The 12,112-nt window shown below is 65.6% G+C and carries 13 protein-coding genes; 1 reads left to right on the top strand and 12 read right to left on the bottom strand.

Features of this window, described 5'->3' with window-relative positions; translation table 11 throughout:
* Nucleotides 1–240: 240 nt before the first annotated feature.
* The gene (gene murA / locus ACZYYX_RS17360; protein ID WP_463815779.1) at nucleotides 241–1,494 is read right to left on the bottom strand and encodes a UDP-N-acetylglucosamine 1-carboxyvinyltransferase; all 1,254 of its coding nucleotides are present in this window, start codon (nucleotides 1,492–1,494) and stop codon (nucleotides 241–243) included.
* Nucleotides 1,495–1,570: 76 nt separating this feature from the next.
* On the opposite strand from murA, the gene ACZYYX_RS17355 reads away from it, so the two are divergent.
* A complete protein-coding gene (locus ACZYYX_RS17355) occupies nucleotides 1,571–2,146 on the top strand; it encodes a cob(I)yrinic acid a,c-diamide adenosyltransferase (RefSeq protein ID WP_463815778.1) in 576 nt (191 codons plus the stop codon).
* On the opposite strand, the gene ACZYYX_RS17350 is transcribed toward ACZYYX_RS17355, so the two are convergent.
* From ACZYYX_RS17350 to ACZYYX_RS17300, 11 genes are all read right to left on the bottom strand, one after another.
* A complete protein-coding gene (locus ACZYYX_RS17350) occupies nucleotides 2,140–2,586 on the bottom strand; it encodes a DUF2550 domain-containing protein (RefSeq protein ID WP_463815777.1) in 447 nt (148 codons plus the stop codon). The genes ACZYYX_RS17355 and ACZYYX_RS17350 overlap by 7 nt on opposite strands.
* A gap of 6 nt (nucleotides 2,587–2,592) precedes the next feature.
* Entirely contained in the window at nucleotides 2,593–2,958 is a 366-nt protein-coding gene (locus ACZYYX_RS17345; protein ID WP_463815776.1) for a F0F1 ATP synthase subunit epsilon, read from the bottom strand.
* Between the two features lie 34 nt (nucleotides 2,959–2,992).
* The gene (gene atpD, locus ACZYYX_RS17340; protein WP_048422046.1) at nucleotides 2,993–4,444 is read right to left on the bottom strand and encodes a F0F1 ATP synthase subunit beta; all 1,452 of its coding nucleotides are present in this window, start codon (nucleotides 4,442–4,444) and stop codon (nucleotides 2,993–2,995) included.
* 32 nt (nucleotides 4,445–4,476) lie between these two features.
* Nucleotides 4,477–5,406 (bottom strand): F0F1 ATP synthase subunit gamma, encoded by a 930-nt coding sequence (locus ACZYYX_RS17335; RefSeq protein ID WP_463815775.1) that lies wholly within the window; start codon nucleotides 5,404–5,406, stop codon nucleotides 4,477–4,479.
* A gap of 41 nt (nucleotides 5,407–5,447) precedes the next feature.
* Complete coding sequence (atpA, locus tag ACZYYX_RS17330) at nucleotides 5,448–7,088, bottom strand: F0F1 ATP synthase subunit alpha (RefSeq protein WP_463815774.1); 1,641 nt, start codon at nucleotides 7,086–7,088, stop codon at nucleotides 5,448–5,450.
* A gap of 49 nt (nucleotides 7,089–7,137) precedes the next feature.
* A complete protein-coding gene (locus ACZYYX_RS17325) occupies nucleotides 7,138–8,475 on the bottom strand; it encodes a F0F1 ATP synthase subunit B/delta (RefSeq protein WP_463815773.1) in 1,338 nt (445 codons plus the stop codon).
* Nucleotides 8,475–8,984, bottom strand: a complete 510-nt coding sequence (locus tag ACZYYX_RS17320; RefSeq protein ID WP_463815772.1) for a F0F1 ATP synthase subunit B — start codon at nucleotides 8,982–8,984, stop codon at nucleotides 8,475–8,477. Before ACZYYX_RS17320 ends, ACZYYX_RS17325 begins: the two co-directional genes overlap by 1 nt.
* 9 nt (nucleotides 8,985–8,993) lie before the next feature.
* Nucleotides 8,994–9,242, bottom strand: coding sequence for a F0F1 ATP synthase subunit C (locus tag ACZYYX_RS17315; RefSeq protein ID WP_046361386.1), 249 nt, complete (start codon nucleotides 9,240–9,242; stop codon nucleotides 8,994–8,996).
* A 70-nt stretch (nucleotides 9,243–9,312) separates the two neighbouring features.
* Nucleotides 9,313–10,146 carry a F0F1 ATP synthase subunit A gene (gene atpB, locus ACZYYX_RS17310; protein ID WP_463815771.1) on the bottom strand — a complete coding sequence of 278 codons (834 nt, stop codon included), beginning with the start codon at nucleotides 10,144–10,146 and terminating at the stop codon, nucleotides 9,313–9,315.
* 19 nt (nucleotides 10,147–10,165) lie between these two features.
* Nucleotides 10,166–10,639: an ATP synthase subunit I gene (locus tag ACZYYX_RS17305; RefSeq protein WP_463815770.1), complete on the bottom strand. Its 474-nt coding sequence runs from the start codon at nucleotides 10,637–10,639 to the stop codon at nucleotides 10,166–10,168.
* Nucleotides 10,640–10,901: 262 nt separating this feature from the next.
* Nucleotides 10,902–12,107, bottom strand: a complete 1,206-nt coding sequence (locus tag ACZYYX_RS17300; protein ID WP_463815769.1) for a glycosyltransferase family 4 protein — start codon at nucleotides 12,105–12,107, stop codon at nucleotides 10,902–10,904.
* Nucleotides 12,108–12,112: the final 5 nt, after the last annotated feature.

Here is a 12,112-nt window from a genome sequence, read left to right as displayed (position 1 = left end):
CCAAACGGGAAAATGCGGACACAACAAAAAACAACAAACAAAAACCACCAAACACACTATTGAGTTCTCAAACAACACCGCCGTTTTCAGGCAACCCTGCCACTGTACTGCATGTGACCAGGGCGGTCAAGCTCGTCCTCAGGTCTTTCGACCGAGGCCGTTGCTTATGAATGAAATACTACGTGCTGTCGGCCAGACGCCCAAATGCCCAGCGCAAGAGGCCAAAACGAGCGCCGGACCCTAGCTGACTCGCTCGACCTCCGCGCCCAGACTGACGAGATTTTCCACGAACTTCGGATACCCGCGGTCGATGTGAAAGACGTCGTGCACTTCGGTGTCACCATCTGCCACGAGTCCGGCCAACACCAAGCCGGCGCCCGCACGGATGTCCGACGACCACACCGGTGCACTCGACAGCTGCGGTATCCCCCGCAATACGGCGTGATGGCCGTCGGTGCGGGCGTCCGCACCCAACCGGATCATCTCCTCGACGAAACGGAACCGCGCTTCGAACACGTTCTCCGTGATCATCGACGTGCCGTCGGCTATCGAGGCCAGACCGATGGCCATCGGCTGCAAGTCGGTCGGAAAACCGGGGAACGGCAGCGTCGCCACGTTCACTGCCTTCGGTCGCTCGTACTGCACAACCCGGAAGCCGTCGTCGGACTGCGTCACGGTCGCGCCGGCGTCGTGCAGTTTGTGGAGCACCAACTGCAGATGCGCGGGATCGACCCCGGTCACCGAGATGTCCCCGCGCGTCATCGCCGCGGCGATCCCCCACGTCGCGGCGACGATCCTGTCCCCGATGACCCGATGCTCGGTGGGATAGAGCCGGTCGACACCGGTGATGGTCAGCGTCGAGGATCCCGCGCCGCTGATCTGCGCGCCCATCTGGTTGAGCATCGTGCACAGGTCCACGACATCGGGTTCGCGCGCCGCGTTGTGAATCGTGGTGACGCCCTCGGCGAGTACCGCCGCCATCAGAATGTTCTCGGTGGCACCGACCGACGGGAACTCGAGCTGGATCTCGGCGCCGTGCAGGTGGTCGGCCTCGGCCACCACACACCCGTGCTCGATCGTGCATCGCGCACCGAGTTGGCGCAGACCTGCCTGGTGCATGTCCAGCGGGCGCGACCCGATCGCGTCTCCCCCCGGCAGCGCCACTTTGGCTCGTTTGCACCTGCCGACCAGCGGACCGAGCACGCACACCGACGCACGGAACTGCCGGACCGCGGCGAAGTCGGCGTCGTACTTTGGTTCGTCCGGGGAGGTGATGCGGACGACGTCGCCGTCGAGATCGACGGTCGCGCCCAGGCCGCGAAGCACCTCGGCCATCAGCGGGACGTCGAGGATGTCGGGACAATTGGTGATGGTGCTGGTGCCTTCGGCCAGCAAGGACGCGGCCATCAGTTTCAAGACGCTGTTCTTGGCGCCTCCGACAGCCACTTCGCCTGCCAACCGACTGCCGCCGGTCACCACGAAACGCTCACCCACGCGGTCAGTGTAAACAGCGGGCAGACCCATGTCAGTCTCCGCGAATCACCCCGGACACGTCCCGTACGGTTTGGGCATGGCAGTGCATCTGACGCGGATCTACACCCGGACCGGCGACGACGGGACCACAGGCCTCAGTGATTTCAGCCGGGTGTCCAAGAACGACCCGCGGCTGGTGGCATACGCCGACTGTGACGAGGCGAACGCCGCGATCGGTGTCGCGGTCGCACTGGGGCAACCCGACGAACGCGTGCTCGACGTACTCCGCCGTATCCAGAACGACCTGTTCGATGCGGGCGCCGACCTGTCCACACCAGTGGTCGACAACCCGGAATACCCGCCGCTGCGCATCCAACAGAGCTACATCGACCGCCTCGAGAAGTGGTGCGACGAGTTCAACGAGCCCCTGCCGGCGCTCAACTCGTTCATCTTGCCCGGCGGCACAGCACTGTCGGCACTCCTGCACGTCGCGCGCACGGTGGCGCGGCGGGCTGAACGATCAGCCTGGCTGGCGATCGACGCCCACGGCGACTCCATCAGCGTGCTGCCCGCGAAGTATCTGAACCGGTTGTCCGACCTGCTGTTCATCCTGTCGCGGGTGGCCAACCCGGACGGCGATGTGTTGTGGCGCCCGGGCGGCACCGCTCAGTAGCTGCGTCGACGGGCCCGGGGCGAGGGTCGCGATTCGACCCATGAGGTGAACGCGGTCAGCGCACCGCGATCCAGGGCGATCTCGTATCCCCGGCCGCGGTCAGGCACGACGTCGCGCAGTTCGAGGACGACGATCTCGTCGGTCATGATGTCGAACTCGTCACCGCGCGGTGGGCGTCGCGACACGACCTCCAAACCCCGCCGGCTGAGCGTCCGATCGGGCCACCACCGAAGGCTGGAGAGTTGGTAGAACTGCGCCTCGCCACCGCGATAACGCACTACACCGTGGCGCCAACCGTGGCCGCCGACGGCGGGCACGTCACGAAGGATCGCTGCCGTGCCGCCCACCTGGCGTAGTTTCCACAACCGGTAGCTCAGTGCGATGACGGCCAGCAGAAGCACGCTGACCAGCGCGACCATGAACACCATGGACGCGCTCATCGCCGGTCAGTCCAGCTGGCCGAGGGCGCGGAGCCGCGCCCTGCCCCATGCTGCTGTCCGCTCGTCGTCGGACTCGGAATCCTGCTTCGCGTCGTCGGCGTTGATCTCGTCTTCGAACTGTGCGTTCTCGACCAGGATGCGGACGGTCTCTTCCGTCACCGACAGGAAACCCCCGTCGACAGCGATCCGCAGATCGTCCTCACCGTCCCGCTCGACCCGCACCATCGCGTCGTCGACGAGCTGAGCGACGAGCGGAATGTGCCGGGGCAGGATGCCGATCTCACCCGCGGTGGTGCGAGTGAAGACGAAAGTCGCTTCACCCGCCCACAATTCACGCTCGACGGCGACGATCTCGACGTTCATCTCCGCCATGTCACACCGCCCTTCCCGATAGCGTCACTGGCGATCACAGCTTGGCGCCGAGGCTTTCGGCCTTCTTCGCCAGGTCGTCGAGACCACCGATCAGGAAGAACGCCTGCTCGGGCAGGTGATCGAAGTCGCCCTTGGTGAGCTTGTCGAACGCCTCGATGGTCTCCTTGAGCGGCACCGTGGAGCCGGGCTGACCGGTGAACTGCTCGGCCGCCATCATGTTCTGGCTCAGGAAGCGCTCGATACGACGCGCACGGTTGACCAGCTGCTTGTCCTCTTCGGCGAGCTCGTCGATACCGAGGATGGCGATGATGTCCTGAAGATCCTTGTAACGCTGCAGGATTCGGATGACTTCCTGCGCGACGCGGTAGTGCTCGTCACCGACGACGGCCGGGTCGAGGATCGTCGAGCTCGATGCCAGCGGGTCCACGGCCGGGAAGATGCCCTTCGAGAACACCGTACGAGAAAGCTCGGTGGTCGCATCGAGGTGTGCGAACGTGGTGGCGGGCGCCGGGTCGGTGTAGTCGTCGGCGGGCACGTACACGGCCTGCATCGAGGTGATGGACTTGCCGCGGGTCGAGGTGATGCGCTCCTGGAGCTCACCCATCTCGTCAGCGAGCGTGGGCTGGTAACCCACCGCGGACGGCATACGCCCGAGCAGCGTCGACACCTCGGAACCGGCCTGGGTGAACCGGAAGATGTTGTCGATGAACAGCAGCACGTCCTGACCCTGCTCGTCGCGGAAGTACTCCGCCATGGTCAGCGCCGAGAGCGCGACACGCATACGCGTGCCCGGCGGCTCGTCCATCTGACCGAACACCAGCGCGGTGTCCTTGAGCACGTTGGCGTCCTCGAGCTCGACCCACAGGTCGTTGCCCTCACGGGTGCGCTCACCCACGCCGGCGAACACCGAGGTACCACCGAAGTTGCGGGCGATGCGGTTGATCATCTCCTGGATGAGCACGGTCTTGCCCACGCCCGCGCCGCCGAACAGCGCGATCTTGCCACCGCGCACGTAGGGGGTCAGCAGGTCGACGACCTTGAGGCCCGTCTCGAGCATCTCGGTACGAGGCTCGAGCTCGGAGAAGGCCGGCGGCTTGCGGTGGATCGACCAGTGCTCGAAGTCCTTGCCGTAGCCCGGCTCGTCGAGGCAGTCACCCAGGGCGTTGAACACGTGGCCCTTGACGCCGTCGCCGACGGGCACCGAGATCGAGTTACCGGTGTCGGTGACCTCGACGCCGCGGACGAGACCGTCGGTGGGCTGCATCGAGATGGTCCGCACCAGGTTGTCGCCGAGGTGCTGCGCGACCTCCAGTGTCAGCGTCTTCGACAGCTCCTTGTAGGAGATCTCCGCGTGCAGCGCGTTGAACAGCTCGGGCACGGAACCGCGGGGAAACTCCACGTCCACAACCGGGCCGGTGATACGAACCACGCGACCGGTGGTCTCCTTGGTGCTTTCCTTGGACTTCTCTTCTGCGGGTGCGCTCATTTTCTTCGCTTCCTAACCGATGCTGCTGGAGGTCATTTGGCGTCGGCCAGCGCGTTGGCGCCGCCGACGATCTCGCTGATTTCTTGGGTGATCTGTGCCTGCCGCTCGCGGTTGGCCGCCAGGGTGAGGGACTTGATCAGATCGTCGGCGTTGTCGGTGGCCGACTTCATGGCCCGTCGGCGTGAGGCCGACTCCGAGGCCGCCGCCTCGAGCAACGCGGCGTAGACGCGGGTGGCCACGTAGCGCGGCAGCAGTGCGTCGAACAGCGTTTCCGCGTTGGGCTCGAACGTGAACAGGGTGCGGGGGCCGTCGTCGGGACGGTCGTCTTCGACGTACTCGACGACCATCGGAGCGATGCGGCGCGCCGCCGCGCTCTGCGACAGCATCGACTTGAATTCGGTGAAGACGATATGGAGTTCGTCGACTCCGAGCACGCCGTCGGCGCCGGCGTCGTCACCGTCGTCGTCGGCACCGGCCATGAACGCCGCCACCAGGGTCTCGGCGATCTCCTTGGCGTTCTCGTAATCCGGGCGCTCGGAGAATCCCGTCCAGGATTCGACGACCTCGCGCTGACGGAAGTTGTAGTAGCCCAGCGCTTTACGGCCCACCACGTAGACAACGGGCTCTTTGCCCTCGTCACGCAACAACGCGAAGAGTTCCTCGGACTGGCGCAGCACGTTGGCGTTGTACGCCCCACACAGGCCTCGGTCCGAGGACACCACCAGCACACCGGCACGCTTGCGGTTCTCCCGCTCGACCAGCAGCGGATGATCCAGCGCGCTGGCGCTGGCCAGCTCGGTCAGCATGTTGGTGATCTCGGTACTGTAGGGCCGAGCCGCCTCGACTCGGGCCTGCGCCTTCGAGATTCGCGAGGTCGCGATCAGCTCCTGGGCCTTGGTGATCTTCTTGATCGACCCGGCGGAACGGATGCGCCCCCGAAGCTCGCGCAGTGTTGCAGCCATCTAGCTCTCCAGACCCTTTCGGTCCAACGTCGTTGTCGGTCTTACTTCTTGGCCGGTTTGCGGACCTTGACGGACTCTTTCTCGACGTCCTCTTCGTCCATCGCCTCGGTCTTGTCGTCGACCGCGACCGAGCTTCCGTCCGTGGCGGAGAAGCCCTTCTTGAACTCGTTGATGATGTCGCTGACCTTGTCCTGCTCTTCTTCCGGGAACTTCTTGCTCTCGCGGATGCTGTCGAGGACTTCGCTGTGGGAACTCTTGATGTGCTCCAGCAGCTCGGATTCAAAGCGCGCGACGTCTTCGACGGGAACCGAATCCAGGTGGCCACCGGTGCCGAGGAAGATCGCGATGACCTGATCCTCGACCGCGTACGGGGTGTACTGGGGCTGCTTGAGCAGCTCGACCAGACGGGCACCGCGGTCCAGCTGGGCCTTCGACGCTGCGTCCAGATCCGAGGCGAACGCCGCGAACGACTCGAGCTCGCGATACTGCGAGAGCTCCAGACGCAGCGAGCCCGCCACCTCTTTCATTGCCTTGATCTGGGCGGCGCCACCGACGCGCGACACCGACACACCGACGTTGATGGCCGGGCGCACACCCTGGTTGAACAGGTCGGACTCCAGGAAGCACTGGCCGTCGGTGATCGAGATGACGTTCGTGGGGATGAACGCCGAGATGTCGTTGGCCTTGGTCTCGATGATCGGCAGACCGGTCATCGAGCCGCCGCCGAGCTCATCGGACAGCTTCGCGCAACGCTCGAGCAGCCGCGAGTGCAGGTAGAACACGTCACCGGGGAACGCCTCGCGACCCGGCGGACGGCGCAGCAGCAGCGAGATCGCGCGGTAGGCGTCGGCCTGCTTCGAGAGATCGTCGAAGACGATCAGCACGTGCTTGCCGTCGTACATCCAGTGCTGGCCGATGGCCGAACCGGTGTACGGCGCAAGCCATTTGAAGCCGGCGGCGTCGGAGGCAGGCGCGGCGACGATGGTGGTGTACTCCATCGCACCACCCTCTTCGAGGGCCCGCTTCACCGAGGCGATCGTGGTGCCCTTCTGGCCGATCGCGACATACACGCAGCGCACCTGCTTGCTCGGGTCGCCGGTCTCCCATGCCTCGCGCTGGTTGAGGATCGTGTCGACCGCGACCGCCGTCTTACCGGTCTTGCGGTCGCCGATGATCAGCTGGCGCTGGCCACGGCCGATCGGGGTCTGGCTGTCGATGGCCTTGATGCCCGTCTGCAGGGGCTCCGACACACCCTGACGCTGCACCACCGACGGAGCCTGCAGCTCGAGTGCGCGACGGGCGTCGGGCTCGATGTCGCCCTGCCCGTCGATGGGCTGGCCGAGCGGGTTGATGACGCGGCCGAGGAAGGCGTCGCCGACCGGCACGGAGAGCACCTCGCCGGTGCGCTTCACCTGCTGACCCTGTTCGATCTTCTCGAACTCGCCGAGGATGACAGCGCCGACCGTGTGCTCGTCGAGGTTCAGCGCGACACCGAGCACGCCACCGGGGAACTCGAGCAGTTCCTGGGTCATGACCGAGGGCAGGCCTTCGACGTGAGCGATGCCGTCGCCCGCATCGATGACCGTGCCGATCTCTTCACGGTCGGAGTCGGCGGCGAAGGAGGAGACGTAGTCCTCGATCGCGCCCTCGATGTCAGAAGCCGAGATTGTCAACTCTGCCATGGGTTCGTCTTCCTGCCTTCGTGTTTCGTTGCTGGGAGTTCTGGGCCGGTCAGTCCGGCAGGCCCGTGCGGGCCGCTGCCAACCGGGAGGAGATGGAGCCGTCGATGACCTCTTCACCGACCGTGATGAGGAGTCCGCCGAGGATGGCCGGATCGACGTCGAGCTGCACCGACACGTCGGTGCCGTAGATGCGGCTGAGGATTTCGGTCAGACGCGTGCGCTGAGCGTCACTGATCTCGGTCGCGGCAGTGACCTCCGCGACCGCTTCACCGCGGCGGGACACCGCCAACTCGGCGAGATCGGCGACGGCTGCGTCGGCGAGCCCGCCGCGCAGCAACCGGACGGTCTGAGCCAGCAGCGCCGCGGTGGTGTCGTTGACTCCCCCGCCGCCCTCGACGACCTTGTTCAGCAGTTCGATCCGCTTGTCGGCGGGCACCGTGGGATCGGACAGCAATCGGTTGAGCCGTGATTCCGCGTCGAGCACCCGGCCCACGCGGAACAGCTGCTCTTCGACCTCTTCGCTCTGCTCGTTGCGCTCCGCGCGGACCAGCAGTGCCAGCCGGGCGACGTGCTCGAGAGCATCGACGAGGTTGCCGTCATCCGACCAGCGCTGTGCCACAGCGGTTTTGAGCAGATCGACAGATGTCTCGGCGAGCTTGTCGGCGAACAGCCGCTCGACCAGACGCTCCTTGGCGGCCGGTTCGTCGGTGGGCTCGGCGAGGTGGGTGTTGAGCGCGTGCTCCTCGGTCAGCAGCGTAGCGACCGAGGTGAGCTCGTCGGCGAGCGTCGTGAGGCTGTCCGCGTCGGCACCGTCGGTGACGGACTCGAACTTCTTGACGACTTCGGCGAGTGCCTCCCGGCTGGCGGCACGCAGGTTGAGCGGGGCGCCGGCCTCGAGAACTGCCGGGGACGGTGCCATGTCGTCGAGCTGGTCGAGGAACCGGTCCACCGATGCGGTCTGTGCATCGTTGTCGGCGAGGTGATCACGGATGATCTGCTCGGCCTTGTCCACCGACTCCAACCCCAGCTGCTGACGCAGGCCGCGGATGGTCTGCGCACGGAGCAGCGAAACCTGTTGGTCGCCTTGCGCTTTGATGCGCTCGGCTTCGGTGCCGGCCTGCTCACGCAGGTGCTCGGCGATCCGCGACGAGTCGGCGCGAGCCTCCTCGGTCAACTTCTCACCACGGCTCTTGGCTTCTTCGACGGCCTTGGTGTGCTCTGCGTCAGCGTTCGCCAGCTTGTCGGCGGCGGCCTTGCTCTCCATGAGCGCGGCGCGCACCGCTTCCTGCTGGGTGTTCATCAGCTTGCGGACCGGCGGGACCACCCATTTGACGATGATCGCCACGATGAGCACGAATCCGACCAGCTGTCCGATGAAGGTGGACATCAGCGCCTCTCACTCGCGGTGCCGTTGACGTCGACGCCGAGGACGCGGCTGGCCAGGGTGGCCGACAGGCCGTCGACCGACGACTGCAACTCCTCGTTGGTCGACGCCGCGTTGCGCTCCAGCTCGGCGTTGGCCGACTGCAGCTTCTCCGACACCTCGTTACCGGCCTCGGCACGCGCCTCGTCGACCGCTTGGCGGCCCTCTGCGCGGGCCTCGTCGCGGATCGACGCAGCCTCGCTGCGCGCCTTGGCCATGGTCTCTTCGTAGTCCGCCTGGGCAGCCGCCGTCAGCTCGGCGGCTTTCCGGTTGTCGGCAGCGGTCTTGGCGAGCATCGCCTCGCGCTCGGCCAACACCTTGCTCACCGGCGGCACCACCCATTTCCAGATCACGCCGAGCACGATCAGGAAGATGAGCAGGACGAAAAAGAAGGTGCCGTTGGGGACCAGGAAGTTACTGGTCCCCCCGCCTCCTTCTTCGGCTGCCAAGACCCGTGCGGTGGTTTCACCCATGACGACGAGTTAGCCGCCGACCGGGGTGGCGAACACGAACAGCGCCATGAAGGCCAGGTTGATGAAGTAGGCCGCCTCGACCAGACCAACGGTGATGAAGAACGGGGTGAACAGCCGGCCCTGGGCTTCCGGCTGCCGGGCGATGCCCGAGATCAGGGCGTTACCGGCGATGCCGTCACCGATGCCTGCACCGATCGCGCCGCCGGCCATGATCAGACCACCGCCGATGAGCGCACCTGCAGCGATAGTGGGATCCATTGCTTATCCTCCTTGATAACTGGCTGTCGGTTGTCGCCAGGTTCTGTTGGGTCTAACGGGTACTGCGGTCTCAGTGAGCGGTGGCCGCGCCCTGCTTGGCGTGGTCGGATTCGTCATCGTGCGTGGTGTCATCGTGCTTGCTGTCATCGTGCTTGGCGTCGTGGTCGCCGTGATCGAGCTCCATCGACTGCCCGAAGTACAGGATCGTCAGCAGAGCGAAGATGAACGCCTGGATGAGACCGATGAAGAGGTCGAACGACTTCCAGATGGCGTTCGGCAGCCACAGAATCCAGGCCGGGAACAGCGCGATCAGGCCGACCATGATGCCGCCGGCGAAGATGTTGCCGAAGAGTCGCAGCGACAGCGAGATCGGCTTGGCGATCTCTTCGACGATGTTGATCGGCGCGAGGAACGCGACGTGACCCTTGGCGACCTTGATCGGGTGGCCGATGACGCCCCGGCGCCACACGCCCGCGGCGTGGTAGCAGAGGAAGACGAACAGAGCCAGCGCGAGCACGAAGTTGATGTCCGAGGCCGGCGGTTTGATCAGCTCGGTGGTGACGCCCTCGGAGTCGGTGTACTGCACTGGCAGCACCGACAACCAGTTGGCGAACAGGATGAAGCAGAACAGCGCCACCGCCAGCGGGAGCACGAACGGTGCGATCCGCATCCCGATCGCGCTCTCCACCTGGTTGCGCATCTGGATGGTGATCGCCTCGAAGAACAGCTGGACGCCACCGGGCACGCCGGTCGAGGTCACCTTGGCGCGCAGGAAGAAGGCCAGGGCGATGACGATGATGCCGGCGATCGCGGTCGACAAGACGGTGTCGACGTTGACCGTCAGGCCGAACCACTTCTGTTCGATGTGGTGGCCGACCTCGAGGGCGAGCACACTTTGAGTCATCTACGAATCAGTCCTTGAGCTATCCGTCGGTGGGCGTCGAGGTGTCAGCAGCGGGCGCCGCGGCGTCGGCAGGGGTGTCGGGGCTACCGGCGCGCAGCTTCTTGAGAACGGGCAGGGAGGTGCTCATCACGAGAACCACCTGGAACAGTGCCAGACCGAACAGCACCCCGAGGCCCATCGGCCGGAATACGAACGCGATGGTGAGCGCGACGACGGTGATCGCCAGCAGCCGGGAAGCCGAATTCAGGGCCATCTTCTTCTTCAGCGGGTGGTCGCCGGCGGTGATCGACTCGACTGCGCGGCGAACCAGCAGCGCGTTCGTCAGACCCAGCGCCATGCCGATCGCGAAGAAGGCACCGAAGAGGGGGTATCCCACCAGCGCCGCGGCGACCGTGAGGAGGCCGGAGACGACCGCGCAGATCACGAGCAGGCGGATCGGCCGGAAAGCCACGGACGGGAACACCAACGGCGCGTCCTGCGCTGGCGTCGTCACTGTGTCACCTCAATTCCACGGTCATATCGTGTGAGCGTCGTCTCGTTGATCCTGTGAGCGTCCGTAGCGTATCGGAGGGCGACGGGCGCGCGGGAATCACCCAAGAGGTAGCTCCTGAATCGGTCGATCTGTCGGTCGTGTGTCCGCCCCGATCGACGCTCAGGAATCTGAGAACCGATGGTTCGGAGGCCGGCAACCCGCGAGGTTTTTTCGGGTTCTAATTGAACCCTAACACATGGTGAGAGCCACAAAAGGGGGCCTACTACTTTTTGTCGTATACCTCGTGCGCTGGGCCGTCCGTGACCTCCTGACCGTCGGTGTCGCGCCGTCTCAGCAACGGAATCAGCGTCACCACCCCGGCCACCACGATGGCACCGGCCATGACCGCGGCGGTGTGCCGCGGATCGAAGAAGATCGTGCTCGCCGCCCCGAGGGCGACGATGCCCACCCACACGTAGATGAGCAGGACGACCCGTCGGTGCGAGTGCCCGATCTCGAGAAGACGGTGGTGCAGGTGCATCTTGTCCGGGCTGAACGGACTCAGGCCCGCACGGGTTCTGCGAATGATGGCGAGCAGCATGTCCAGCGCCGGCACGAACATCACCGCGACCACGAGCAGGAACGGCGACAGCAGGGCGAACACGTCGCGGGCACCGTAGGCCGTCTGCGAGATGGGTCCGGCCGCGGTGGTCGAGGCGGCCGCGAGCATCAACCCGATGAGCATCGACCCGGAATCCCCCATGAAGATCCGGGCCTTGTGGAAGTTGTGCGGCAAGAAGCCCAGGCATGCCCCGGCCAGCACCACCGAGATCACCGCGGGCGGATAGAACAGCACGTCGCCGCCGTGGTCGTGCAGCAGTCCCACGGAGAAGATGCAGATGGCCGACGCGGTGATCAGGCCGAGGCCGGCCGCCAATCCGTCGAGGCCGTCGACGAAGTTCATCGCGTTGACGATCGCGACGGTCAGCGCGAGGGTGAGCAGGATCGAGGCGACCTGGTCGAGCACGATGGTGCCGACCCCGCCGATCGGGATGTAGAGGACGCTCCAGGCCACGCCCATCGTGACCATCACGCTCGCCGCCGTGATCTGGCCCGCGAACTTGGTCAGCGCGTCGAGCCCCCATCGGTCGTCGATCAGCCCGACGACCATGATCAGACCGCCCGCCACGACGACGGCCGGCAGGCCGGAGGAGTACACGAATCCCCGGGTCAGTGCCGGGAGCTGAGACGCGAGCAGGACAGCGAAGACCACCCCGACGTACATGGCCAGGCCGCCCATTCGCGGCGTGGGCTGCATGTGCACATCGCGTTCGCGGGGATAGGCGACCGCACCCCAGCGAGTGGCCAGCACCCGCACCCACCCGGTGGCGAGGTAGGTGATGATCGCCGCGGTCAGGCCGACGAGTGCCAACTCGCGCAGCGGCACCCCCGCCCCCCGGTCGGTCAGTGCCAGCAACGTGGTCGACATCGTCT

The sequence above is a fragment of the Mycobacterium sp. IDUB_1 genome, assembly GCF_055419625.1.
This window is presented reverse-complemented; position numbering and strand designations above follow the sequence as displayed.